Source organism: Marinobacter sp. 3-2 (genome assembly GCF_003751355.1).
GTDB lineage: Bacteria > Pseudomonadota > Gammaproteobacteria > Pseudomonadales > Oleiphilaceae > Marinobacter > Marinobacter adhaerens.
In genome coordinates, this window is sequence record NZ_RJUQ01000011.1 from 1,156,632 (window position 1) to 1,182,618 (window position 25,987).

General features: G+C 58.5%; 23 protein-coding genes and 1 tRNA gene. 3 read left to right on the forward strand and 21 right to left on the reverse strand.

Features of this window, described 5'->3' with window-relative positions; translation table 11 throughout:
- Nucleotides 1-21 precede the first annotated feature (21 nt).
- From truB to ftsH, 11 genes are all read right to left on the reverse strand, one after another.
- A complete protein-coding gene (truB, locus tag EDB94_RS07250) occupies nucleotides 22-963 on the reverse strand; it encodes a tRNA pseudouridine(55) synthase TruB (RefSeq protein WP_062781010.1) in 942 nt (313 codons plus the stop codon).
- Nucleotides 960-1,382, reverse strand: a complete 423-nt coding sequence (rbfA, locus tag EDB94_RS07255; protein WP_008171536.1) for a 30S ribosome-binding factor RbfA — start codon at nucleotides 1,380-1,382, stop codon at nucleotides 960-962. Before rbfA ends, truB begins: the two co-directional genes overlap by 4 nt.
- On the reverse strand, nucleotides 1,382-3,916 hold the full coding sequence (infB, locus tag EDB94_RS07260) for a translation initiation factor IF-2 (protein ID WP_108017899.1): 2,535 nt from the start codon (nucleotides 3,914-3,916) through the stop codon (nucleotides 1,382-1,384). Before infB ends, rbfA begins: the two co-directional genes overlap by 1 nt.
- Before the next feature lie 18 nt (nucleotides 3,917-3,934).
- Entirely contained in the window at nucleotides 3,935-5,428 is a 1,494-nt protein-coding gene (nusA, locus tag EDB94_RS07265; RefSeq protein ID WP_108017900.1) for a transcription termination factor NusA, read from the reverse strand.
- 55 nt (nucleotides 5,429-5,483) lie between these two features.
- On the reverse strand, nucleotides 5,484-5,945 hold the full coding sequence (gene rimP / locus EDB94_RS07270; RefSeq protein WP_008171533.1) for a ribosome maturation factor RimP: 462 nt from the start codon (nucleotides 5,943-5,945) through the stop codon (nucleotides 5,484-5,486).
- 319 nt (nucleotides 5,946-6,264) lie between these two features.
- Nucleotides 6,265-6,349, reverse strand: a tRNA-Leu gene (locus EDB94_RS07275).
- Nucleotides 6,350-6,356: 7 nt separating this feature from the next.
- Nucleotides 6,357-6,737, reverse strand: coding sequence for a preprotein translocase subunit SecG (gene secG / locus EDB94_RS07280; protein WP_008171532.1), 381 nt, complete (start codon nucleotides 6,735-6,737; stop codon nucleotides 6,357-6,359).
- 24 nt (nucleotides 6,738-6,761) lie between these two features.
- On the reverse strand, nucleotides 6,762-7,520 hold the full coding sequence (gene tpiA / locus EDB94_RS07285; RefSeq protein WP_108017901.1) for a triose-phosphate isomerase: 759 nt from the start codon (nucleotides 7,518-7,520) through the stop codon (nucleotides 6,762-6,764).
- Nucleotides 7,521-7,595: 75 nt separating this feature from the next.
- Nucleotides 7,596-8,939, reverse strand: coding sequence for a phosphoglucosamine mutase (gene glmM / locus EDB94_RS07290; protein WP_108017902.1), 1,344 nt, complete (start codon nucleotides 8,937-8,939; stop codon nucleotides 7,596-7,598).
- Nucleotides 8,939-9,769: a dihydropteroate synthase gene (gene folP / locus EDB94_RS07295; protein ID WP_008171527.1), complete on the reverse strand. Its 831-nt coding sequence runs from the start codon at nucleotides 9,767-9,769 to the stop codon at nucleotides 8,939-8,941. The genes glmM and folP overlap by 1 nt, the downstream gene beginning before the upstream one ends.
- 96 nt (nucleotides 9,770-9,865) lie before the next feature.
- Nucleotides 9,866-11,809, reverse strand: coding sequence for an ATP-dependent zinc metalloprotease FtsH (gene ftsH, locus EDB94_RS07300; RefSeq protein WP_169702170.1), 1,944 nt, complete (start codon nucleotides 11,807-11,809; stop codon nucleotides 9,866-9,868).
- A gap of 386 nt (nucleotides 11,810-12,195) precedes the next feature.
- Here ftsH and yhbY point away from each other — a divergent pair, with 386 nt between their 5' ends.
- Complete coding sequence (gene yhbY / locus EDB94_RS07305) at nucleotides 12,196-12,507, forward strand: ribosome assembly RNA-binding protein YhbY (RefSeq protein WP_008171523.1); 312 nt, start codon at nucleotides 12,196-12,198, stop codon at nucleotides 12,505-12,507.
- 76 nt (nucleotides 12,508-12,583) lie between these two features.
- Here yhbY and greA read toward each other — a convergent pair whose 3' ends face one another.
- The 7 genes from greA to grpE all read right to left on the reverse strand — a co-directional run bounded on the left by greA (nucleotide 12,584) and on the right by grpE (nucleotide 22,342).
- Nucleotides 12,584-13,063: a transcription elongation factor GreA gene (gene greA / locus EDB94_RS07310; RefSeq protein ID WP_075267597.1), complete on the reverse strand. Its 480-nt coding sequence runs from the start codon at nucleotides 13,061-13,063 to the stop codon at nucleotides 12,584-12,586.
- A gap of 4 nt (nucleotides 13,064-13,067) precedes the next feature.
- A complete protein-coding gene (carB, locus tag EDB94_RS07315) occupies nucleotides 13,068-16,286 on the reverse strand; it encodes a carbamoyl-phosphate synthase large subunit (RefSeq protein WP_108017903.1) in 3,219 nt (1,072 codons plus the stop codon).
- Nucleotides 16,287-16,366: 80 nt separating this feature from the next.
- On the reverse strand, nucleotides 16,367-17,497 hold the full coding sequence (gene carA / locus EDB94_RS07320) for a glutamine-hydrolyzing carbamoyl-phosphate synthase small subunit (protein ID WP_108017904.1): 1,131 nt from the start codon (nucleotides 17,495-17,497) through the stop codon (nucleotides 16,367-16,369).
- A 194-nt stretch (nucleotides 17,498-17,691) separates the two neighbouring features.
- Complete coding sequence (dapB, locus tag EDB94_RS07325) at nucleotides 17,692-18,492, reverse strand: 4-hydroxy-tetrahydrodipicolinate reductase (RefSeq protein ID WP_108017905.1); 801 nt, start codon at nucleotides 18,490-18,492, stop codon at nucleotides 17,692-17,694.
- A gap of 26 nt (nucleotides 18,493-18,518) precedes the next feature.
- A complete protein-coding gene (gene dnaJ, locus EDB94_RS07330) occupies nucleotides 18,519-19,646 on the reverse strand; it encodes a molecular chaperone DnaJ (protein ID WP_014578300.1) in 1,128 nt (375 codons plus the stop codon).
- Between the two features lie 78 nt (nucleotides 19,647-19,724).
- On the reverse strand, nucleotides 19,725-21,650 hold the full coding sequence (gene dnaK / locus EDB94_RS07335) for a molecular chaperone DnaK (RefSeq protein ID WP_014578301.1): 1,926 nt from the start codon (nucleotides 21,648-21,650) through the stop codon (nucleotides 19,725-19,727).
- Between the two features lie 92 nt (nucleotides 21,651-21,742).
- Nucleotides 21,743-22,342, reverse strand: coding sequence for a nucleotide exchange factor GrpE (grpE, locus tag EDB94_RS07340; protein WP_062786371.1), 600 nt, complete (start codon nucleotides 22,340-22,342; stop codon nucleotides 21,743-21,745).
- A gap of 255 nt (nucleotides 22,343-22,597) precedes the next feature.
- Between grpE and recN the strand changes: the two genes are divergently transcribed.
- Complete coding sequence (gene recN / locus EDB94_RS07345) at nucleotides 22,598-24,277, forward strand: DNA repair protein RecN (RefSeq protein ID WP_108017957.1); 1,680 nt, start codon at nucleotides 22,598-22,600, stop codon at nucleotides 24,275-24,277.
- Between the two features lie 104 nt (nucleotides 24,278-24,381).
- On the opposite strand, the gene fur is transcribed toward recN, so the two are convergent.
- Nucleotides 24,382-24,792 (reverse strand): ferric iron uptake transcriptional regulator, encoded by a 411-nt coding sequence (fur, locus tag EDB94_RS07350; RefSeq protein WP_008171512.1) that lies wholly within the window; start codon nucleotides 24,790-24,792, stop codon nucleotides 24,382-24,384.
- A gap of 122 nt (nucleotides 24,793-24,914) precedes the next feature.
- Here fur and EDB94_RS07355 point away from each other — a divergent pair, with 122 nt between their 5' ends.
- Nucleotides 24,915-25,241 carry an outer membrane protein assembly factor BamE gene (locus tag EDB94_RS07355; RefSeq protein ID WP_008171511.1) on the forward strand — a complete coding sequence of 109 codons (327 nt, stop codon included), beginning with the start codon at nucleotides 24,915-24,917 and terminating at the stop codon, nucleotides 25,239-25,241.
- On the opposite strand, the gene EDB94_RS07360 is transcribed toward EDB94_RS07355, so the two are convergent.
- Together EDB94_RS07360 and EDB94_RS07365 are read right to left on the reverse strand one after the other, a co-directional pair.
- Nucleotides 25,235-25,525, reverse strand: coding sequence for an RnfH family protein (locus EDB94_RS07360; RefSeq protein WP_181259012.1), 291 nt, complete (start codon nucleotides 25,523-25,525; stop codon nucleotides 25,235-25,237). The genes EDB94_RS07355 and EDB94_RS07360 overlap by 7 nt on opposite strands.
- Nucleotides 25,522-25,968: a type II toxin-antitoxin system RatA family toxin gene (locus EDB94_RS07365; RefSeq protein WP_008171509.1), complete on the reverse strand. Its 447-nt coding sequence runs from the start codon at nucleotides 25,966-25,968 to the stop codon at nucleotides 25,522-25,524. Before EDB94_RS07365 ends, EDB94_RS07360 begins: the two co-directional genes overlap by 4 nt.
- Between the last annotated feature and the right edge of the window lie 19 nt (nucleotides 25,969-25,987).

Consider the following 25,987-nt stretch of genomic DNA (forward strand, 5'->3'; position numbering starts at 1 on the left):
CCCGGCTAGACAGCGACGCGCCTAACGCTTTCCGCTGCTTTTCACCAGTCGGCGTGGGACCAGATTGGTCTGCTCGCCTTCCGGGAATGCTTCTGCAAGCCCGACGAAGCTTTCGTTAGCGCTCTCATTCGCATAGAGACGCACGAACCCGTCGTAAGCCTGACCCGGTATTCTAACCGGTTGTCCGTTCAAGATCGATACCAGCGCCTGCCCCGCCAGACGGTGCTCGGGGAACATGGATAGCGCGGCATCCGGTGCCACGAGGAGACCATCAAGGCTTTCACCCCGCTCACGCATCGCCTCCAGATCACTCACGGCATGGGCATCGGCCAGGGTGAACCCCGACGCCATGGTACGGCGCAGCGCCGTCACATGGGCTCCGCAGCCCAGGGCTTCACCGATATCCTCAACCAGTGAGCGAATGTACGTACCCTTGGTGCAGCTGACCGCGATATCCAGTTCATTCTCGCGAATATCCAGGAGCGTCAGTTCGTAAATGGTCACCGGTCTTGCCGGACGTTCCACCTCGATACCTTCGCGAGCATATTCGTAGAGCGGACGCCCTTTGTGCTTGAGCGCCGAGTACATGGAGGGAACCTGTTGGATATCACCCCGGAAACCGTCAAGTACCGGCTCCAGGACCTCGGCGGTGAGACCGGCCGGTACCGGTTTCTCGGCAACGACGGCGCCCTCACTGTCACCGGTTTCGGTTCGGACTCCAAGCCGCGCGGTGGCAATGTAGGCCTTGTCGCTGTCGAGCATCATCTGGGAGAACTTGGTGGCCTCACCGAAGCACAGCGGCAGCACGCCCGTGGCCAGGGGATCAAGAGCACCGGTGTGGCCCGCCTTGGCGGCCCCGAACAGGCGCTTCACCTGCTGCAGGATGCCGTTGGAGGTGACACCTGCCGGCTTGTCGATAACGAGGATACCGTTAACGTCACGGCCTTTGCGTCTGCGGCTCAAGCGTTACGCTCCGGGTCATCCTGATCATCGTCGGTGCGGTCAACGGCCGGCTTGTCGCCGACCGCTTCCCGAATGAGGCTATCCATCTTGCGGCTGTATCCCTGCAGCGTATCGAAGTGGAAACGCAGCTGCGGCACAACCCGCAGCTTCATTGCGCGACCGACCTGGCCCCGCAGAAAGCCCGAGGCTTTGTTGAGCACCGCAATCGATTCCCGGACCTCCGGAGACTCTTCCGTCAGTTCTTCGGTGGAAAGCAGGGAAACATAGATATCGGCGTAGCCAAGATCACGACTGACCTTGACTGCGTTGACCGTGACCATACCCACCCGCGGGTCTTTGACTTCCCGCTGGATGAGCTGGGCCAGTTCCCGTTGCATCTGATCGCCGATGCGATCAATACGACTGAACTCTCTTGGCATCAGGCCCCCGTGGACTCAAGCTTGCGCTCGACTCGGACGCGATCGAAGACCTCGATCTGGTCGCCGACTTTCACGTCGTAACCCTTAACGCCAATACCGCATTCCATGCCGTTACGGACTTCAGGTACGTCGTCCTTGAAGCGACGCAGGGATTCCAGCTCGCCTTCAAAGATAACCACGTTGTCCCGCAGAACACGGATCGGCTTGTTACGGTAAACCGTGCCTTCAGTAACCATGCAACCGGCCACCTGACCAAACTTCGGCGAACGGAACACATCACGCACGTCGGCGATGCCAACAATATCTTCGCGGAATTCCGGTGCCAGCATGCCAGTCAGGGCTGCTTTCACATCATCAATCAGGTTATAGATGATGCTGTAGTAGCGCAGGTCCAGACCTTCCTGCTCAACCAGACGCTTGGACGCTGTGTCGGCACGGACGTTGAAACCGAAGATTACCGCATTGGTTGCCATGGCCAGACTGACGTCGGTCTCGGCAATACCGCCAACACCGGACGACACGATCTTGACCTGAACCTCATCGTTACCCAGGTCCTGCAAGGCCTTGGTGATGGCTTCCAGCGAACCCCGAACGTCGGTCTTGAGCACAACATTGAGGGTTTTGACCTCGTCCTTGCCCATGTTCTCGAACAGGTTCTCAAGCTTGGCGGCCTGCTGACGCTGGAGACGCTGCTCCCGCTCACGGCTCTGACGGAACTCGGCCAGCTCTTTGGCCTTCTTCTCGTCGGCAACGGCGAAGAACTCGTCACCGGCATCCGGTGTTCCGTTCAGACCGAGGATCTCGACCGGAATAGACGGGCCTGCTTCCTTGACCTGCTTGCCGGCTTCATCGGTCATCGCCCGGACCTTACCGAAGTAGGAACCGGCCACAACCATGTCGCCCTGACGCAGGGTACCGTTCTGTACCAGGACCGTCGCAACGGAACCGCGGCCACGCTCAAGGCTGGATTCTACGACCACGCCCTTGGCAGGCGCATCGGTTGCCGCCTCAAGCTCGAGCACTTCTGCCTGCAGCAACAACGCCTCCAGCAGATCTTCAATGCCCTCACCGGTGTGTGCTGAAACAGGCACGAACTGAACGTCACCGCCCCAGTCTTCCGGGATGACTTCCATACCCGCCAACTCGGTCTTGACGCGATCGGGATCGGCCTCTTCCTTGTCCATCTTGTTGATGGCAACAACGATCGGCACCCCGGCGGAGCGCGCGTGCTGGACGGCTTCCTTGGTCTGTGGCATCACGCCGTCATCGGCGGCAACCACCAGGACAACGATATCCGTGCACTGGGCACCGCGGGCACGCATGGCGGTAAAGGCCGCGTGGCCCGGGGTATCCAGGAAGGACACCATGCCGTGATCCGTTTCTACGTGGTAAGCACCAATGTGCTGGGTAATACCACCAGACTCACCGGAGGCCACCTTGGTACGACGGATGTAGTCCAGCAGGGAGGTCTTACCGTGGTCAACGTGACCCATCACGCTCACAACCGGAGCCCGCTTGGTCTTTTCGCCACCCTCGAAGGAGAATTCGCTCAGAACCTCTTCCTCGAACGCATCGTCGCTGACGGTCTTGGCTTTATGACCCAATTCCTCGGTCACCAGAACGGCAGTTTCCTGGTCCAGTGCCTGGTTGATGGTGGCCATGACGCCCATGCCCATCAGGGTCTTGATAACATCAGCCGATTTGACTGCCATACGCTGGGCAAGGTCACCGACAGATATCGTTTCCGGAATCTCTACTTCTCTGACCATTGGTTTGGTCGGCCTCTCGAAAGCATGACGCTTCTCTTTGGGTTTCTTTTTCGCACGCAGCGGCTTGCGCAGCGTGGTCTCTTCCTCATCCTCGGAGATAACCAGCGGCTCTTCCACCGGACGACTGCGAGGACCACGATGGCCTGCCTGCTTCTTCTTGGGCTTGCCCTCTTCGATCTCGTCGCCGCGCTCGCGAACTTTTTCTTTCTTTTTCTTCGGCTTGCGGTCCTTGCCATCGCCCTCGGGCGGCGGCATCGGCATATCTTCCGGAGCGGGAACCGGCTCGGGCTCCGGCTCTTTCTTCGGCTCGGCCTTCTCTGCCTGCTCCGGCTGCTCTGCAGTCGCTGCCTCTGCGGGCTTCTCTGCTTCCGGCTGCTCGGCCGTTACCTTTGGCGCCTCTTCCACCGGTGCCTGCTCTGGCTGCTGCTCAGCTACCGGTTCTTCCGGTTTCGGCGCTTCAGCCTCAGGCTGCAGTTCAGCCCGTTTGATGTAGGTACGGCGCTTGCGAACCTCAACGTTGACGGTCTTTGCCTTGCCGGCCTTGAGCGTCGTAGTGGTCTTGCGTTTCAGGGTAATCTTGCGCGGTTCGGCGTCGGCCTCACCGTGAGTCTTTCTCAAATAGGCCAGCAACTGCTGCTTCTCATCGCTGGAGACAGAGTCATTCTCGGAGCGGGCTTTCAGGCCAGCCTCCACAATCTGCTTCAGCAAACGATCCACGGGAGCGCCTACATCTTCGGCCAGTTGTTTTACCGTTACTTCAGCCATACTGGTCCTCCTCCCGAATTAAGCCTGGTCTTCAAACCAGGGGACACGTGCAGTCATGATAAGCTGACCGGCACGCTCTTCATCCATACCTTCAATCTCGAGCAGGTCGCCAACCGACTGCTCTGCCAGATCTTCCATGGTGCGCACACCCATGCCGGCCAGCTTGAAGGCCAGGCTACGGTCCATGCCATCCATTCCCAGAAGATCCTCTGCCGGCTCAGCGCCTTCGAGCGCTTCCTCGCTTGCCAGGGCCTGGTTCAGCAGGACGTCCTTGGCGCGACGGCGCAGCTCGGTGACGGTTTCCTCGTCAAAACCTTCGATCGCCAGCATCTCTTCCATTGGCACATAGGCCACCTCCTCAATGGAGGTAAACCCTTCCTCGATCAGTACACCGGCGAATTCTTCATCAACGTCCAGATTGCCAGTGAAATGCTCGACAAGCCGGCTGTATTCCTGCTCCTGACGCTCACCGGCTTCTTCCTCGGTCATCACGTTCAGGGTCCAGCCGGTCAGATCGGTGGCCAGGCGAACGTTCTGACCGTTACGGCCGATTGCCTGGGCCAGGTTGTCTTCCGCCACAGCCACTTCCATGGTGTGCCGGTCTTCATCCATAACGATGGACGCCACTTCTGCAGGCGCCATGGCATTGATCACCAGCTGGGCCGGGTTGTCGTCCCACAACACGATATCAACGCGCTCACCGCCCAGCTCATTGGATACGGCCTGAACCCGGGAGCCACGCATACCAACACAGGCGCCAACGGGATCAATACGGCGATCGTTGGTCTTCACCGCAATCTTGGCCCGGGAACCGGGATCACGGGCAGCGCCGCGGATCTCGATCAGGTCTTCAGCAATCTCGGGCACTTCGATGCGGAACAGCTCGATCAGCATCTGCGGAGAGGTGCGGCTGAGAATCAACTGGGGACCGCGGTGATCCGTACGGATCTCCAGCAGCAGCGAACGCACCCGGTCACCCATCCGGAACGTCTCGCGGGGGATCAGGAATTCGCGGGGCAGCAGCGCCTCGGCATTGGCGCCCAGATCGACAATCACGTTGTCGCGAGTAACCTTCTTGACGGTACCCGACACCAGCTCACCAACGCGGTCGCGGTAGCTGTCCACAATCTTGGTGCGTTCAGCTTCACGAACCTTCTGGAAGATAATCTGCTTGGCAGCCTGGGCGCCAATGCGGCCAAAGGCTTCGGATTCGATTTTCTCCTCGTGGATATCGCCAGGCTTCAGGGCCGGGTCGATTTCCTCGGCTTCCTGCAGGGTGAGCTCGGTGCCCAGCGCAGGAACGGCATCGTTATCCACCACCAGCCAGCGGCGGAAGGTTTCGTATTCGCCGGTTTTCCGGTCGATTGATACGCGGATATCCGCCTCTTCGTCTTCAAAGCGTTTTTTGGCAGCGGTGGCCAGTGCCAGCTCGATCGCTTCAAAAATCACATCCTTCTCGACACCTTTCTCGTTCGAGACGGATTCAACCACCAGCAAGATCTCTTTACTCATTGGATTGCCCTGCCCTTAAAATCAACTGTGCGTCCACGGACTTTATTCAAATCGTTCACTCAAATACCGGCACGATGTGGGCTTTTTCAATGCTGTCGAATGGCAGCAGATACTCGTGATCATCAACGACCACAACCACATCATCACCTTCCACGCCTTTGATCAGCCCCTGAAACTTCCGGCGACCTTCAAATGCCATCCGGAGACGAATCTGAACCTGGTGACCAACAAAGGCCTCGTATTGCTCTAGACGAAACAGCGGGCGATCCATCCCCGGGGATGAGACCTCCAGTGTGTATTCGGTCTGGATGGGATCTTCCACATCCATCACACCGCTGATCTGGCGACTGACTTTCTCACAGTCGTCGACTCCGATGCCGTTTTCGGCATCGTCAATAAACACCCGTAATAGGGAATGATGGCCCTGCGAGCGGAATTCAATGCCCCAGAACTCATACCCCAGACCTTCCACCACGGGCTGAAGAATGTCTTCCAGTTGCTTAAGCTTGGCTGACAAGTTGTGCCTTCTCCGTTATCAATTTACCGGCCCCAAAAACAAAAAAAGGGCTGTTTTATCAGCCCTTTTTATGCACCAGGGCCCTTTGCGCCAGGCCCCTTAATCAAAAAGCCCCTGACAATGGGGCCTTTTGTTGCAAGAACTCGCAGGAAGCAAACCGGTGTACCGCTTCCTGCTGACAGACACCTGGCCTGCCAGAAACCCGCCAGCACCACGCGGCAGGTCCCAATATTCGCCGGAGTATAGAGACGCCGGACAGACTGGTCAAGGACTGACCAAAAAAACGGCCTGGAAACTCCAAGCCGTTTTTCTTCTAATATGGTGCCCGGGGCCGGACTCGAACCGGCACGGCTTTCGCCACTACCCCCTCAAGATAGCGTGTCTACCAGTTTCACCACCCGGGCAACATTCTTACTCGAGTTCAGGGAGATCAGACTCCCCACCCTCGGCTTCGCTGGCTGCGGCTTCGCCATTGTCAGCAGCGGTATCAGCAGGGGCTGCGCTGCTGGATTCCTGAACAACAGGAATACCGGCTTCGCCTGCCACTTCGGCACGCTGCTTGGCAAAAATCGCCAGCGAGAAACTTGTTACAAAAAATACCACTGCGAGCAGAGTCGTGAAGCGGGTGAGAAAGCTACCGCTACCCTGACTACCAAACACAGTCTGCGATGCACCACCACCAAAGGCAGCGCCGGCATCTGCGCCTTTGCCCTGCTGGATCAGCACCAGACCCACCAGCGCCACCGCGATCACCACGTGCACAACGACTACCAGCGTTTCTACCCAATCCATAACGACTCTCGCGAACCTTTAAATTCAGGTACCCGCCGGAACACTCCGGCAAATACTTACAAAATCTTCTGCTTTGAGCGACGCTCCGCCGATCAAACCGCCGTCAATATCCGGCTCGGCAAAAAGAGCGGCTGCATTATCCGCTTTTACACTGCCCCCGTAAAGGAGGGAAATCTCATTGGCCGGCGCGCCCATCTCTGAAAGCACCTGCCGAATCGACGCATGCATTGCCTGCGCGTCCTGTGCCGTAGCGGTTTTACCTGTTCCGATCGCCCAGACAGGCTCATAGGCAACCACTACACGCTGCCACTGCTCGCTTGCGACCGTCGCAAGGCCGGCCTTTACCTGGGCGGCAACAACGGTCTCGGCCTTACCAGCCTCACGCTCTTCCAGGGTTTCACCAACACAAACCATGGCCTGGAGCCCGGAAGCGAGAATGCGACCGACTTTTTCGGCCACTGCAGCGTCTGTCTCAGCGAAGAGCTGGCGACGTTCGGAATGACCGACCAAGGCGTATTGACAGCCCTGATCCAACGCCATGCCCGCAGAAATCTCACCGGTGTAGGCTCCGGACGCCCATTGCGCCACGTTCTGAACACCGACCGACAGCACATCGCCTGCGCTGGCAACCACGTCCGGGACGTAAATAGCGGGAGGAATGATAACAACCTCAACGCCATTATCAAGAGAGGCCGCCTGGGATCGCACATCGCTTACCAGCGTTTGTGCCAGGTCTTTCGACCCGTTCATTTTCCAGTTTCCGGCTACAATCTTCCGACGCATAACAGTTCCCGAACGTTAGGGAGGGCGAACTATACAGTACTCCCTCCCGGCAGACAACCGCCTGAAAACACAAAATTAAGCGGTGGATTTCTCCACAACTTTTGCCAGTTCCTCGACTACCCGAAGAATCTCGCTGGCATCCTGCCCCTCCGCCATCACACGGATCAGAGGCTCTGTGCCAGAAGCCCTCAACAGAATCCTGCCGGAACTGCCCAGCTCGGTTTCGGCCTTGCGCACCGCAGCTACGATATCATCACGACTGAACGGATCGAAACGCTGCGCCACCCGAACGTTGATCATTTTCTGGGGGAGCTTGCTCATCCCCTTCCGCAGATCCGCAAGGGTTTTCCCGGACTTCCATACTGAAAGAAGGACCTGCAGCGCCGAAACAATACCATCACCGGTACTGGTGCAGTCGCGGATAACCATGTGACCGGAGCCTTCGCCACCGAGCACCCAGTTGTTGGCGAGCAGCCGCTCCATCACGTATCGGTCGCCGACTTTTGCACGCTCGAACTCGATTCCGATTTCATTCAAAGCAAGCTCGACACCCAGATTGGTCATCAGCGTACCGACCACACCGCCTTTCAGGCGATCCTCGGCAAAGCGTTGGGACGCGATGACGTAGAGCAGCTCATCGCCGTCCACCTCGGATCCGTCCCGATCCACCATCAGAACCCGATCGCCATCCCCATCGAAGGCGATCCCCAGATCAGCGTTTTTTTCGATCACTGCTGCCTTGAGCGCCTGCAGATGAGTGGAGCCGACGTTAAGATTGATATTGAGCCCATCGGGATCGCCACCGATAACCGAAACCTTGGCCCCAAGCTCCCGAAATACCTTGGGCGCCACGTGATAGGTGGCGCCATGGGCACAGTCCAATATGATATTCATGCCGTCGAGCGTGAACTCATTGGGCACAGTGCTCTTGCAGAATTCCACATACCGGCCCGGTGCGTCGTCAACGCGGGACGCCTTGCCAAGCTCAGTCGGACCACAAACCTCAATGGGCTTGTCCAGCCAGCGCTCAATCTCGGCTTCAAGAGCATCGTCCAGCTTGGTGCCGGCCGCTGAGAAGAACTTGATGCCGTTGTCATGGTGGGGATTGTGGGAGGCGCTGATCACGATGCCGGCCGAAGCGCGGAAAGTGCGAGTCAGGTAAGCGATTGCCGGCGTTGGCATCGGACCGAGCAGCTTTACATCCACACCCGCCGCCGCAAGGCCAGCCTCGAGGGCCGACTCAAACATGTAACCGGACAGGCGGGTATCCTTGCCGATCAGTACGCTGTTGCGCTGACCATCGCGCTTGAAGGCCTGGCCCGCAGCCCATCCAAGTTTCAGCATGAACTCCGGCGTTATCGGAAATTCACCCACGTGCCCGCGAATACCGTCCGTACCAAAGTACTTTCTCTCGGACATTAACCTGCCTCCTTCACTGCCGCCACCACACGGATAGCGTCCACTGTTTCCCTGACATCGTGCACACGAATAATACTGGCACCCTTCATGGCCGCTATTGTCGCGGCCGCAAGGCTCGCAGGCAACCTTTCATTCACCTCACGGCCAGTGATATGGCCCAACATGGACTTCCTGGAAACGCCAACCAGCAGGGGATGCCCCAGGATATGCATCTGCTCAAGGGAGGCCAGCAACTGCAGGTTGTGCTCAAGGCTTTTCCCGAAACCGAAGCCTGGATCCAGCAGGATGTTTTCAGGGCGAATTCCGGCCTGCTCTGCAACGCGGATGCGCTCGGTCAGAAAAGCACTGACTTCCCGACGCACATTCCGGTACTCGGGGCGATCCTGCATGGTATCCGGCTCCCCCTGGATGTGCATGATGCAAACCGGTATGCCCGCTTTTGCAGCCACTTCCGGAGCACCGTCACGTTGCAGTGCCCGCACATCATTGATCAGGCCGGCCCCGAGTTTTGCCGTTTCAGCCATCACTTCCGGCGCACTGGTGTCTACCGAGATAACCGCGTCGAGCTCCCGGGCTGCGGCCTCAACCACCGGACAGACCCGGTCCAGCTCTTCCTGCAACGACACGGGCGTGGCACCCGGGCGCGTGGATTCGCCACCGATGTCGATAAACGTGGCGCCATCGGCAACCATCTGCCTGGCCCGGACGAGAGCCGCATCCGGCCGGTTATATTGGCCACCATCGGAAAACGAATCCGGTGTTACATTCAGAACGCCCATCACGTGGCAGCGGGACATATCCAGTTCCCGCCCGGCAAAATTCATTTTCATGGCAAACCTTTTTTCACAATGACAAAAACAAACGCCGCCCGGAATCCGGGCGGCGCAGGGAACTACACTCTTTTTATAACCAAAAGCTGCTAGCCGTCAGTGTTCTCCGGCCGGCCGGCCAACGCCGGGATGACGACCGTCATCGGAAGCCTTTGGCTCCGGCGCCGTCTCAGGCTCGTCGGCCTTGACGCCACCAGCGGGACCACTGTCTCCCCAACCTTTCGGCGGGCGAGGTGTGCGGCCTTCCATGATGTCATCAATCTGGTGACGGTCGATGGTTTCGTACTTCATCAACGCGTCAGCCATCATGTCGAGCTTGTCCCGGTTATCGACCAGAATCTGCTTGGCTTTTTCGTAGCAGCTGTCGATGATGTTGCGAACTTCCTCATCGATGCGCTGGGCCGTCTCCGGTGAGTACACCGTCTGGGACTGACCTGCAGAACGACCGAGGAACGGCTCTTCACTATCCGTATCGTACTGCAGAGGACCAAGCTTCTCGGACAGGCCCCAACGGGTCACCATGTTGCGTGCCAGACTGGTCGCGCGCTCGATATCGTTGGAAGCACCGGTTGTGACACCATCAAAGCCCAGCGTCAGTTCTTCCGCGATGCGACCACCGAACAGACTGCAGATCGAGCTGATCAGGAAGCGCTTGCTATGGCTGTACTTGTCTTCCTCGGGGAGGAACATGGTGACACCCAGAGCGCGGCCGCGCGGAATGATGCTCACCTTGTACACCGGATCGTGCTCCGGCATCAGACGACCCACAATAGCGTGGCCAGACTCGTGGTAAGCCGTATTCCGCTTTTCTTTCTCGCTCATCACCATGGACTTGCGCTCGGCGCCCATCATGATCTTGTCTTTGGCAAGCTCGAACTCTTCCATGGACACTAGACGCTGGTTGCGACGGGCCGCGAAGAGCGCCGCCTCGTTGACCAGGTTTGCGAGGTCCGCACCGGAGAATCCGGGCGTGCCACGAGCAATCAGAACCGGCTCTACGCCATCCGCCAGGGGCACTTTCTTCATGTGCACCTTGAGGATCTGCTCACGACCAATGATGTCCGGCAGGCCAACAACAACCTGACGGTCGAAACGGCCCGGGCGCAACAGTGCCGGGTCGAGAACGTCGGGACGGTTAGTAGCGGCAATTACGATAACGCCTTCATTACCCTCAAACCCGTCCATCTCAACGAGCAGCTGGTTGAGGGTCTGTTCACGCTCGTCGTGACCGCCACCCATGCCGGCGCCACGGTGGCGACCAACAGCATCGATCTCGTCGATGAAGATAATGCAGGGACTTTGCTTCTTGGCCTGCTCGAACATGTCACGAACCCGGGAAGCACCCACGCCCACGAACATTTCGACAAAGTCAGAACCGGAGATGGAGAAGAAGGGCACCTTGGCTTCGCCGGCAATAGCCTTGGCGAGCAGGGTTTTACCCGTACCCGGCTGACCAACCATCAGGACACCCTTGGGGATGCTGCCGCCAAGACGCTGGAATTTGCTGGGATCCCGCAGGAAATCCACCAGTTCCTTAACATCTTCCTTGGCTTCATCAACACCGGCCACGTCCGCGAAGGTGGTCTTGATCTGGTCTTCGCTCATCAGACGCGCTTTACTCTTGCCAAACGACATGGGGCCTTTGCCGCCACCGCCGCCCTGCATCTGGCGCATGAAGAACACAAACAGTGCGATGATGATCAGTATCGGAAACGCGGCTACCAGAAGCTGTGTCCACAGGCTCTGGCGCTCAGGCTCCTTACCGATAACCTCAACGTTGTTCGCGAGCAGATCGTCCATCAGCTTGTTGTCAGACACCTGAGGACGGATTGTCTGGAACTGGGAGCCGTCACCACGGGTACCCTGAACCTGCAACCCATCGATTGTGACCTGACGGACCTGGCCTTCCTGGACCATCTCCACAAACTGGGAATAGTTGACTTGTTGGCCGGTGGTGGTGGGAGAAAAGTTCTGAAACACCATCAGCAGCACGGCGGCTATAATTAGCCAGAGAACCAGATTTTTTGCCATATCGTTCAAGGATCATCACCTGTGAATTGTAGGGTTAACCTTTCGCAAAGCACCCTTTTCTGACACCTTACACCAATTGTACGCCCGTCCACCAGAAACGGCCCATCCGTATCGGCCACACGCAGCACACAGTTTTTTAATGAAAAGTCGCCTTAACCTTCATATTGGGCGCCATATCTGAAATTACAACAGCAACCCTCAATACGCCCCCATTTCCGCGAACCTTTTGACCCTTGCCACCCGGGTTGGTTCCTTCTGCTTGCTGCCCCCACGTCGATACGTGTTAACGGCCATTCTTACAGCGGAACGATCTGTTACAATTCGACGATTATACGTTCAAGTCAGCCTTTCCGCCGCTGACCTTTTGTTAATTGCACCAATAAAGAGATTACATCATGAGTCTTTCACCGGAACAGCGCCGGGAATACCGGGCGATTGCCCACAACCTCAAGCCCGTCATCATTGTTGGCGACAAAGGCCTTTCCGAGGGACTGCAGGAAGAACTCGAGCGCGCACTGAATGATCATGAGCTGATCAAGATCAAGGTGGCGAGCCAGGACCGGGAAACCCGGCACGAGGCGATCACCGCGCTGTGCGAATCCTCTGGCGCCGAGCTCGTCCAGACCATCGGCAAGATCGCCGTCATACTGCGCCGGGCCAAAAAGCCGAATCCCAAGCTCTCCAACCTGTTGCGCCACAAACACTGATCCGCCCGGAACCCAGAAACAAAAAAGCCGGCTCGGGAAAACCCCAGCCGGCTTTTTTCGTTCAGCTCAGACGAGATCAGATGTACTCGACCTGCTCAATCTCGTATTCCACGGTACCGGAAGGCACGCGAATGGCGACTACATCGCCCTCGCTCTTGCCTACCAGCGCCCGCGCAATCGGTGAGGAAATCGACAGCTTGCCTGCCTTGATATCCGCCTCATCCTCACCAACGATCTTGTAGATCACCTGTTCGTCCGTATCCATGTTAAGCAGGTGTACCGTGGTGCCGAAGATCACCTTGCCGGTATTCTCGATGGTGGTCACATCGATTACCTGAGCGGCTGAAAGCTTGCCCTCGATTTCCTGGATACGGCCTTCAATAAAGCTCTGCTGCTCGCGGGCAGCATGATATTCAGCGTTCTCTTTCAGGTCGCCGTGCTCCCGGGCATCGGCAATCGCCGCAATAACCCGGGGACGATCCTCGGACTTCAGCTTCTGAAGCTCCTCGCGGAGGCGGGTCTCGCCCGCCTTTGTCATCGGTACTCTGTCAGCCATAGTCTCACTTTCCTGCGTGAAGATCCTGGAGGCGGCGTACAGTGCGCTCCGGGCCGAACTTGATGGCCCGGCAGAAGGCTTCGCCGCCCGCCAGTGTTGTTGTGTAGGTTACCTTGGTCTGCAACGCCGACTGGCGGATCTGGGCCGAGTCGGAAATGGCCTTGCGACCTTCAGTGGTATTGATGATCAGCTGAACCTGTCCGTTCTTGATGGCGTCCACAATATGCGGACGGCCTTCACGGACCTTGTTCACCCGATCAACCTCGATTCCGGCCTCTTTCAGGGCCTTGGCGGTGCCGGTGGTAGCCACAAGCTTGAAGCCGGCGTCGACCAGATCCCGGGCCACTTTTGCGGCGCCGGGCTTGTCAACATCCCGCACAGACATGAACGCAGTGCCCTTGGCCGGCAGACGCTCACCAACAGCCAACGCGGCTTTGGCGAAGGCTTCGTCGAAGCTGTCGCCGAGGCCCATGACCTCACCGGTCGATTTCATTTCCGGCCCGAGGATCGGATCCACCGCCGGGAATTTGTTGAACGGGAACACCGACTCTTTCACCGCATAATAGCTGGGGATGATTTCCTGGGTGAACTCCAGCTCTTTGAGGGTCTTGCCAGCCATCACCCGGGCCGCCACCTTGGCCAGGGATACACCGATGGCCTTGGACACGAACGGCACGGTACGCGAGGCCCGCGGGTTTACCTCGATCACGTAGATCTCGCCGTCCTGCCAGGCCAGCTGCACGTTCATCAGGCCGACCACATCCAGCTCGATGGCCATCTTCTTGACGGCATCGCGCATTTCGTCCTGAACCTGCTGGGACAGGGTGTACGGCGGCAGCGAACAGGCGGAGTCACCGGAGTGAACGCCGGCCTGCTCAATGTGCTGCATGATGCCACCAATCACTACGTCTTTACCGTCGGAGATGGCGTCGATGTCCACCTCGATGGCGGCGTTCAGGAAGTGGTCGAGCAGCACCGGGCTGTCGTTCGAGACCAGCACCGCATTGCGCATGTAGCGAACCAGTTCTTCCTCGTCGTAGACGATTTCCATGGCACGACCGCCCAGCACGTAAGACGGACGCACCACCAGCGGGTAGCCGATCTCCCGGGCCGCCAGGATGCCTTCCTCGTGACTGCGCACGGTAGCGTTTTCCGGCTGCTTCAGGCCCAGGCGGGTGATCATCTGCTGGAACCGTTCCCGGTCCTCGGCACGGTCAATGGCGTCCGGGCTGGTGCCGATGATCGGCACACCGGCCGCTTCCAGGCCACGGGCCAGTTTCAGCGGGGTCTGGCCGCCGTACTGGACAATCACGCCCTTGGGCTTCTCGACGTGAATGATTTCCAGCACGTCTTCCAGCGTAATCGGCTCGAAGTACAACCGGTCGGAGGTGTCGTAGTCGGTGGACACGGTCTCCGGGTTGCAGTTGATCATGATGGTTTCGTAGCCGTCTTCACGCATGGCCAGGGCCGCGTGCACACAGCAGTAATCGAACTCGATGCCCTGACCGATCCGGTTGGGGCCACCACCGATCACCACGATCTTCTCGCGGTCGCTGGCGTCCGACTCGCACTCTTCCTCATAGGTGGAGTACATATAGGCGGTGTCGGAGGCAAATTCGGCGGCACAGGTATCCACGCGCTTGTACACCGGGCGGATATCCAGATCGTGGCGCAGCTTGCGCAGGCTCACCTCGGAGATGCCCAGCAGTTTCGCCAGGCGGGCATCGGAGAAGCCCTTGCGCTTGAGACGGAACAGGGTGGCCTGGTCAATGTCGGCCTTGCCGGCACTCTTCAGCGCCTGCTCTTCCTTGATCAGGTCCTCGATCTGCACCAGGTACCAGGGATCCACGTGGGTATGCTCGTGCAGGTCCTCAACCGTCATGCCAGCCCGGAAAGCGTCGCCGATGTACCAGATGCGGTCGGCACCGGGCACGTTCAGTTCGCGGGTCAGGGTTTCCCGGGAATTCTCGGAATCCAGGTCTTCGAGTTTCTCGTCAAAGCCTTCGGAGCCCACTTCCAGGCCGCGCAGGGCTTTCTGCAGGGATTCCTGGAAGGTTCGGCCAATGGCCATGACCTCACCCACGGATTTCATCTGGGTGGTCAGGCGGGCGTCGGCCTGGGGGAATTTCTCGAAGGTGAACCGGGGGATCTTGGTGACCACGTAGTCGATGGACGGCTCGAACGAGGCCGGGGTGACGCCACCGGTAATTTCGTTGCGCAGCTCATCCAGGGTGTAGCCTACCGCCAGCTTGGCCGCGACCTTGGCGATCGGGAAGCCGGTGGCCTTGGAGGCCAGCGCCGAGGAGCGGGACACCCTGGGGTTCATCTCGATGACGACCATCCGGCCGGTGTCCGGATTCATCCCGAACTGCACGTTGGAGCCGCCGGTTTCCACACCGATCTCACGCAGGACTGCCAGAGAGGCGTTCCGCATGATCTGGTATTCCTTGTCGGTGAGGGTCTGGGCCGGGGCCACGGTGATGGAGTCACCGGTGTGCACGCCCATGGCGTCGAAGTTCTCGATGGCGCAGACGATGATGCAGTTGTCGTTTTTATCCCGGACAACTTCCATCTCGTACTCTTTCCAGCCGATCAGGGATTCGTCGATCAGCAGTTCGTTGGTCGGGGACAGGTCCAGGCCGCGGGTACAGATTTCCTCGAACTCGTCGCGGTTGTAGGCAATACCGCCGCCGGAGCCGCCCATGGTGAAAGACGGGCGGATGATGCACGGGAAGCCGATGTCGTCAGCCACTTTCCAGGCTTCTTCCATCGAGTGGGCAATCGTGGCCCGCGGACACTCGAGGCCGATCTTCTTCATGGCCTTGTCGAAGCGGTCCCGGTCTTCGGCTTTATCAATGGTGTCAGCGTTGGCGCCGATCATTTCCACGCCGTGCTTTTCCAGAATGCCGTGGCGCTCGAGGTCCAGGGCGCAGTTCAGCGCGGTCTGGCCGCCCATGGTGGGCAACAGCGCATCCGGCTGCTCTTTCTCGATGATCTTCTCGACGGTCTTCCAGGTGATCGGCTCGATGTAGGTGGCATCGGCCATGACCGGGTCGGTCATGATGGTTGCCGGATTGGAGTTAACCAGAATAACCCGGTAACCCTCTTCGCGCAGCGCCTTGCAGGCCTGGGCTCCGGAGTAATCAAACTCGCACGCCTGCCCGATCACGATGGGGCCGGCGCCCAGGATCAGGATGCTTTGGATGTCGGTACGTTTTGGCATGTCTTGGTAAACCTGTCAGCAACTTTTGAATTCTGGCAGCGCAACACGCGGCGCCCGTGAGTTTTCCGTGGCGATCGGTCTCAGGCCGATCGCACCTCCATCAGGCGGATAAACTCGTCAAACAGCGGGGCCACATCATGGGGGCCGGGGCTGGCTTCCGGGTGGCCTTGGAAGCTGTAGGCCGGCTTGTCGGTCCGGCGAATGCCCTGCAGGGTGCCGTCAAACAGGGACTTGTGAGTCGCCTCGACATTGGCCGGCAGAGTTGCCTCATCCACGGCAAACCCGTGGTTCTGGCTAGTGATCATCACGGTGCCGGTGGCGATATCCTGAACCGGATGGTTGGCTCCGTGGTGGCCATGCCCCATCTTCATGGTCTTGGCACCGCTGGCCAGGGCCAGCAACTGGTGACCCAGGCAGATACCAAACACCGGAATCTCGGTTTCCAGCACTTCCTTGATGGCGGTGATGGCGTAATCACAGGGCTCGGGGTCCCCGGGGCCATTGGACAGGAACACACCGTCCGGGTTCATTGCCAGAACCTCGGAGGCCGGAGTCTGCGCCGGCACCACGGTGATGTCGCAGCCGCGGGACGCGAGCATGCGAAGGATGTTCAGCTTGACGCCATAATCCCAGGCAACCACCTTGAACCGTGATTCCTCACGCTCACCGTAACCCTCTTCGAGGGTCCACTCCGTCTCTTTCCAGGACCAGATCTTGTCGGAGGTAACCTCTTTTGCCAGATCCATACCCTTGAGGCCCGGGAAGGCTTTTGCCAGTTCCAGAGCCCGCTCGGCAGTGGCGTTTTCACCGGCAACGATGGCACCGTTCTGGGAGCCTTTGTCCCGGAGGATGCGGGTCAGACGGCGGGTATCAATGTCGGCGATCCCAACAATGTTGTTGCTTCGCAGGTAATCGTCCAGAGTTCCCTTGCTACGCCAGCTGCTGGCCAGCAGAGGCAGATCGCGGATAATCAGGCCGGCGGCCTGGATGCGGTCTGACTCGACGTCTTCTTCGTTCACACCGGTGTTACCGATATGCGGGTAAGTCAGGGTCACGATCTGGCGGGAGTAGGACGGGTCGGTCAGGATTTCCTGGTAGCCGGTCATGGCGGTGTTGAACACCACTTCGCCGCTGGTTTCTCCGTCAGCGCCGATGGCTGTGCCGTAGAACAGGCTTCCGTCTGCGAGTGCAAGGATTGCTGGTGTGCTCAAGGCTTGTATCCTCATCGAGTGGCGTATCGGTTCGTCACGAACAGGAACGCAAGCGCAAATTCAGGTTGCAAAAAAGCGAGACGGAGTCTTAACTCGGTCCCGCTTTTTCAGAATCTTTGTGCAAAGGTACGCTTGGTGCAGTCAAACCGCCTTATTGTAAAAAATATGGCGCTTTGTGTCCACGAGAAATGGCCTCACTTGAGGTCCAGCACGTCCTGCATATCATAAAGCCCGGCCGACTTATCCTTCAGCCATAAAGCGGCCCGCATGGCACCCTTGGCAAAGGTCATCCGGCTGCTGGCCTTGTGGGTCACCTCGATACGCTCACCCTCGGTGGCGAACAAAACGGTGTGATCACCGACCACATCACCCGCCCGAATTGTTTCGAAACCGATTTCCTTGCGGGTTCGCTCGCCGGTGAAGCCCTCACGACCATAGACGGCACACTCTTTCAGGTCACGACCGAGGGCATCGGCAACAACTTCACCCATGCGCAGGGCCGTTCCCGAGGGCGCGTCTTTCTTGTGGCGGTGATGGGCTTCGATAATCTCCACGTCGTAGTCGTCACCCAGGGTTGCGGCGGCGGTGCGCAGCAGGTTGAGGACGACGTTAACGCCCACGCTCATGTTGGGCGCAAACACTACGGGCGTGGACTCGGCGGCCAGAGCCAGTTGCTGCTTTTCGGCGTCGGACATGCCGGTAGTGCCGATCACGAGCATCTTGCCGTTGGCCTTGCAGAACTCGGCGTTTTCCAGAGTCAGGTCCGGGAAGGTGAAGTCGACAAGCACATCGAAATCATCCTTCACATCAGCCAGGCTGCCGGCCATTTTGACGCCGGTTTTGCCGATCCCGGTCATTTCGCCGGCATCGGCGCCGATCAGACTACTGCCGGGCTCGACCACGGCGGCACCCAGCTCGAGACCCTCAGTGCCGTCAACGGCTTCAATCAGGACTTTTCCCATGCGCCCGGCGGCGCCGATGATTGCTACCCTCATGCTCGCGTTCCTTCTTGTCGCGCCGATCAGAATTTCATTTCGTCGAAGAAGCTTTTCACGCCTTCAAACCAGGAGGTCTTCTTCGGGCCGTGCTCTGTGCCGTTACTGGCATCCAGAGTTTTCTGGAACTCTTCCAGCAGCTCTTTCTGGCGCTTGGTCAGATTCACCGGCGTTTCCACGATCACACGGCACAGCAAGTCACCAGCAGGACCGCCACGAACCGGACTGACACCCTTGTTACGCAGGCGGAACAGCTTGCCGGTCTGGGTTTCCGGTGGAATCTTCAGTTTCACCCGGCCATCCAGTGTCGGCACCTCGAGCTCTCCACCCAGGGAGGCATCGACGATGCTGATGGGAACTTCGCAATAGAGGTTGCGGCCATCGCGAGTGAAGATGGAATGTTCCCGCACAGCTATCTGCACATACAGATCTCCGGGAGGACCACCATCGACGCCCATCTCGCCTTCACCGGAAAGGCGAATGCGGTCACCGGTGTCTACGCCAGGCGGCACCTTGACCGACAGTGTTTTCTCTTCCTGAACCCTGCCCTGACCGTGACAGGCCTTACAGGGGTTCTTGATGATCTGGCCGGAGCCCCGACAGGTCGGACAGGCCTGCTGTACGGTAAAGAAGCCCTGCTGCATGCGCACCTGCCCCATACCCTTACAGGTACTGCAGGTTTCCGGGCGGGAGCCTTTCTCGGCGCCGCTGCCGTCGCATACTTCACATTCGCGATGCCCCGGGATCTTGATCTGGACCGTCTTGCCTTTCACGGCCTCTTCCAGATCCAGCTCCAGGGTGTAGCGCAGGTCCGCACCCCGGGTGTTGCGACCACGACCGCCGCCACCAAAGATGTCGCCGAACACATCGCCGAAGATATCCGAGAAGCTGGCACCGCCGCCTCCGAATCCGCCGCCTCCGGCCTGGCCGTCAACGCCGGCGTGGCCGAACTGGTCGTAGGCAGCCCGCTTGGACGGCTCTGCCAGTACTTCGTAGGCTTCGCTGGCCTCCTTGAACTTGTTCTCGGCTTCGGTGTCGTCCGGGTTACGGTCGGGGTGGTACTTCATGGCGAGCTTTCGGTAGGCTCGCTTGATTTCCTTCTCGTCCGCGTCCCGGGAAATCCCGAGAATCTCGTAATAATCGCGCTTGGCCATGCTTTTAAAACCCTGTTTTTAAACGCGGAAAACGCGGGGATCTCCCCGCGTTTTCCAACTACCTGATGTACGTCAGATTTATCGCTTGTCGTCGTCTTTGACTTCTTCGAACTCAGCGTCGACAGCATCGTCAGACTTCTGGCCTTGGGCTTCTTCCTGCCCACCGGCCTGCTGGGTCTGATCCGCCTGATCTGCATACATCTTCTGGGCCAGCTCGGAAGAGACCTCGGTCAGCTTCTGAGTCTTGGCTTCGATGTCTTCCTTGTCGGAACCTTCCAGAGCGGTTTCAAGCTCCTTGATGGACGCTTCAATGGACTCTTTCTCGCTGTCGCTGACCTTGTCACCGGCTTCGTTCAATGTCTTGCGAACGGCGTGAACCATCGCGTCGCCCTGGTTGCGAACCTGGACAAGCTCTTCGAACTTGCGATCTTCCTCGGCGTTGGCCTCGGCGTCCTGAACCATCTTCTCGATCTCGTCATCGTTCAGACCGGAAGAGGCCTTGATCACGATCGACTGCTCTTTACCGGTCGCCTTGTCTTTGGCAGACACGTTCAGGATACCGTTGGCGTCGATATCGAAGGTAACTTCAATCTGCGGCACACCACGCGCTGCCGGCGGAATATCAGCCAGATCGAAACGGCCCAGCGATTTGTTCTGGGCAGCCTGCTTACGCTCACCCTGAACCACATGGATGGTTACCGCGGTCTGGTTGTCGTCCGCTGTGGAGAACGTCTGCGACTTCTTGGTCGGAATCGTGGTGTTCTTGTCGATCAGCGGAGTTGCCACACCGCCCATGGTTTCAATACCCAGGGTCAGCGGGGTTACGTCCAGAAGCAGAACGTCTTTCACATCACCGGAGAGAACGGCCGCCTGGATAGCAGCACCCATCGCCACAGCTTCGTCCGGGTTAACGTCCTTGCGAGCTTCTTTGCCGAAGAACTCTTTCACTTTTTCCTGCACCAGCGGCATGCGGGTCTGACCGCCGACCAGGATAACCTCGTCGACTTCGCCTGCCTTCATGCCTGCATCCTGCAGCGCCACTTTACACGGCTCGAGGCTGCGCTGAACCAGGTCTTCTACCAGAGATTCCAGCTTGGCACGGGTCAGTTTCACGTTCATGTGCTTGGGACCAGACGCGTCTGCGGTGATGTACGGCAGGTTAACGTCGGTCTGCTGGCTGCTGGAAAGCTCTATCTTGGCTTTCTCGCCCGCTTCCTTCAAACGCTGCATCGCCAGGGAATCGCCGCGCAGGTCGATACCGCTGTCTTTCTTGAACTGGTCTGCCAGGTACTCGATGATCTTCAGGTCGAAGTCTTCACCACCGAGGAAGGTGTCACCGTTGGTGGCCAGAACCTCGAACTGGTGCTCACCGTCAACATCGGCAATTTCGATGATGGACAGGTCAAAGGTACCACCGCCCAGGTCATATACCGCCACGGTACGATCGCCGCTCTTCTTGTCCAGGCCATAAGCCAGGGCTGCTGCGGTCGGCTCGTTGATGATCCGCTTCACTTCCAGACCGGCGATCTTGCCTGCATCTTTGGTAGCCTGACGCTGGCTGTCGTTGAAGTAGGCCGGAACAGTGATGACGGCTTCGGTCACTTTTTCGCCCAGGTAGTCTTCTGCAGTCTTCTTCATCTTCTTGAGAACTTCTGCAGACACCTGCGGCGGTGCCATTTTCTCGCCCTTCACTTCAACCCAGGCATCACCGTTGTCTGCCTTGGCAATCTTGTAGGGCACCATCTTGATGTCTTTCTGGACCACATCGTCTTCAAAACGACGACCGATCAGACGCTTGATGGCGTACAGGGTGTTGTTCGGGTTGGTAACCGCCTGGCGCTTGGCTGACTGGCCAACCAGGGTCTCACCATCATCGGTGTATGCGATGATGGACGGGGTGGTGCGATCACCCTCGGCGTTCTCGATTACCTTCACCTTGTCGCCATCCATGATGGCTACACAAGAGTTGGTCGTTCCCAGGTCGATACCGATAATCTTGCTCATTGAGTCACTCCAATTCTTCTGAATGCTTTCCAGGAGGCCATTTGCCTCCGCTTTCGCTATTTACTGGCTATATTGGCGCTTTAATCGGCTTTTCAAGCCTGCTCATCAATTTTTGGTGCATCTTCCGCTTTCGCGACCACCACCATGGCCGGCCGCACAACACGACCATTCAGCAGATACCCTTTCTGCACCACGGCTACCACGCTGTTCGGCTCGGCATCCGGCGCAGGCACCATGGACATGGCCTCGTGATGCTGGGGATCGAACGGTTCGCCCACCGGGTTGATCTGCTCAACGTTGAATTTCTTCAGGCTGGACATGAAAAGACTCAGGGTCATTTCCACGCCTTCACGAATTGAGGCAACCAGTTCGCCGGACTCATCGTGCCCCTCGGTGCTCTCGACCGCCTTCTCGAGGCTGTCAGCTACCGGCAGCAGCTCCTTGACGAACTTTTCCAGGGCAAACTTGTGCGCCTTCTCAACGTCGATCTCGGCCCGACGGCGCACGTTCTGCATTTCCGCCTGGGAGCGCAGCATCTGCTCCTGGAATTCCTGAACCTGAGCCTGGAGCGCTTCCACTTCGGAGGTTTCGTTGTCGCCGGCTTCGCCTTCAGCGGCCTGGGCCTCCTCTTTCGCAGCCTCGAGGGCTTCGTTCAGTTCCTCGTGCTCGTTGCGGTTCTCGTCAGTGCTCATGGCTACTCCTGCTTCATCTAAAGCGGCCCGCTGTCAGTGGCCGGTTAAACATGGGCTCCGGCCGCCTCGAGCCGGAAAATGTCGTTGCGAACGGATATGGGGCCCGCTCTCCAGGTTTCAACCACCAAAGCCTGCAATCCTGAAGAAAATACCTCCCTCAGGTTTGCAAACCACAAAAACCCTGTATATATTCACAGTCACTGTATACATCCACAGTGTTTTGCCGGTTTCAGGAACAACGCGGAGGTTATCTGCATGCTGACTCAACTTACGGTTTCCAATTACGCCATCGCTGAAAGGGTGGAACTCCAGTTCAGCAAGGGCATGACCGCATTGACCGGCGAGACCGGCGCCGGAAAATCCATCGTTCTGGACGCCCTCGGCCTGGCCATGGGTGGCAGAGCCGATGCCGGCGCCGTCCGGCATGGCGCCAAACGCGCCGACATCACAGCGACCTTCGACGTATCCGGAATTCCCGAGGCAACCGAATGGTTGGCAGAACACGAGCTGGATGACGACAACGATTGCATCCTGCGCCGGGTCATCAGCAAGGATGGCCGCTCCCGCGCCTACATCAATGGCCAACCCTGCCCCCTGAACCACCTCAAGGAACTGGGCGGTGTGCTAATGGATATTCACAGCCAGCATCAGCACCAGTCTCTTTTGCGCAAGGAAACCCACCGCAAGCTGGTGGACGAGTTCGCCGGCGTTGAGACCCTGGCCGCTGAAACACGGGAAGCCTGGAAATCCTGGAACCAGATCCGCCAGCGGCTGACCGAACGCCAGCAGAATGCCGATGAAGCAGAGGCCAAACTCCAGCTTTTGCGATATCAAGTGGAAGAACTGGATCGTCTTGCACTGGAAGCGGGCGAGCAGGAAAACCTGGAACAGGAACAGGCGCAGCTCAGCCAGGCGGATACGGTTCTGCACAACAGCCATCAGGCCGCCCTGCTTTGCACCGAAGATGAAACCAGCGCAGTAGATCTGGTGCGCCAGGCGTTACAGCAGCTGGAGCAGCTTCCGGTGGACGTTCCTGCACTGGCGGACACGATCCAGATGCTGAACGAAGCCCAGATCCAGATCAGTGAGGCCGGCGACAACCTTCGCCATTTCGTCGAGGACTACGAGGCCGACCCAGCTCGACTGGCGGAAGTGGAAGAACGGCTGAGCGCCATCTACCAGATGGCCCGCAAACACCGGATCACACCGGAAGAATTACCGGAACTGCATCAGCGCCTGAGTGCCGAGCTGGCCGAGCTGGACGGTGGCGAGGGCAGCCTGGAGCAGCTGGCCGCAGAGCTGGACAGCCAGCGCGGACGCTTCGATGAGCTGGCCGCGGAGCTGTCAGAGGCCCGTGCCAGGGCCGCCGACGAACTGGATCAGCGGGTCGCAGCGGAGCTCACCCAGTTAAGCATGCCCAACATGCAGTTCATTACTCACCTGAACCGCAGTAACGGTGGGGAGCCGGCGCCCCACGGACTGGAAGAGATTGAATTCCTGGTCAGCGCCAACCCGGGGCAGCCTGCGCGGCCACTGGCCAAAGTAGCCTCCGGCGGCGAACTGTCGCGGATCAGCCTTGCCATTCAGGTGGTGGTTGCCCAGACATCAACCACACCCACACTGGTGTTCGATGAAGTGGATGTCGGCATAGGCGGCGGCACGGCCGAGGTGGTTGGCCGACTGTTACGGACTCTTGGCGGCAACGGACAGGTGCTCTGCGTCACCCACCTGCCGCAAGTGGCGGCCCAGTGTCATCAGCACCTGTTTGTCAGCAAGTTCACCGAGCAGGATGCCACCTTCTCGAAAATCGAGACGCTGGACGATCAGGGCAGAATCAGTGAAGTGGCGAGAATGCTGGGAGGCGTGGACATGACCGAACATACGATCGCTCATGCCAGGGAAATGTTTTCAAAGGGGCAGGCAACCCATCACTGAGCCGCGAGCAACTATCCACTACCCCTCTCGATCCTGAGAGCTGTTGGGGCGGGCCATAAACCCGCCCCTTTTTTCGTTCCTTCAGCCAACGACCCGAGCCAGGCTCAGGACTTGATCGGCTTTACGTACAGAATCAGGCTGTGGTCGACGATTTCGTAACCGTGCTCTTCGGCAATCTTCTTTTGTCGCTCTTCAATGACCTCGTCGACAAACTCGACTACCTCACCCGTCTGGGTGCACACCATATGGTCGTGGTGGTCGTCGCCAGCCATCTCGAACACGGCATGGCCGCCCTCAAAATTATGGCGCAGTACCAGCCCTGCTGCTTCAAACTGCGTCAGCACCCGGTAGACTGTTGCCAGCCCCACGTCATCGCCTTGCTCCAGAAGCTTCTTGTATACATCTTCGGCACTGAGGTGATGCTCCTCCGCGGTCTCCAGAATGTTGAAGATTTTGACCCGCGGCAGAGTCACTTTCAGACCGACTTTTCGTAATTCGGCGTTTTCGGATGACATGTTACTATTCACTCTTTGGTGTGCCTCACGGCTTCCGGTATGATGAAGCCGCCATTGAACGGTTAACCCGTGTCACACCTGCCTCTGGCAGGCGATTTCAAGATAGAGGATTTCCCCCGGCGATGCAAAAGCTCACAGCTCTCATTCTCACTTTCGTTCTATCCGGTTGCGTTTTCCCGGGCGTCTACAAAATCAACGTCCAGCAGGGAAACATCGTTACCGATGAGGAGCTGACGCAACTGACCGAGGGCATGCCACGCAGCCAGGTGCACGCCGTGATGGGAACACCGCTCATGCTCAACCCGGTTGACCCCTCCCGCGAATACTACGTGTACACCTTCCAGAGAGAAGGCGGGGACATCCAAGAACAGCGAATCATCGTGTACTACGAAGAAGACCAGTACGCCTATTACGAGGCACAACTGCTGGAAGAAACGCCGGCCTACTGAGCCTGATCTTTCTTTTTCGCCCGATTCAGTCGCGCCTGCTTCGGATCGATCTTCAGCGGGCGATACAGTTCCACTCGGTCACCTTCACGCAGTTCATGGGCGGCCGGGTCCTTGATCACCTTGCCGAACACGCCCATATCAATCGTATCCGTATCGATCTCCGGAAAAATATCGCTGATCCCAGACAGCTTGGCCGCTTCCAGGGCAGTTGTGCCCTCGGGAACATTTACCGGCACAATTTCCTGCCGGTCAGGCCGGGCATAGGCCACTTCCACCTGAATCATGCACCCTCCTTCCGGTAAAGCTCATCAGCGCGCCGGCAAAAGGCATCCACCATCGTATTGGCCGCCTGACTGAATACCGGCCCGAAGGTCATCCTTGAAAGCGATCCGGAGAATTCGAACTCCAGGGTCAGGATCACCTTGCAGGCGTTTTCATCCAGGGATTTGAAATGCCATCGACCAGTCAGGTTGCGAAAAGGGCCATCCACCAGGTTCATCTCGATCGCCTCCGGCATGAGAAGCTGATTCCGGGTCGTGAGCGTATGCCGCACCCCACCCTTGGCAATTTCAAGCGACGCTGTCACCTGCTCGGGCTGCCGCTCATGAATCTCCGCGCCAGCGCACCAGGGGAGAAACTCCGGGTAACGGGCGATGTCATTCACCAGGTGAAACATGCGCTCGGCGGAGTGCATAACCAAAGCTGTTTTATCAATCTGATGGGGCATTGGAACCGGTTGTCCTGCT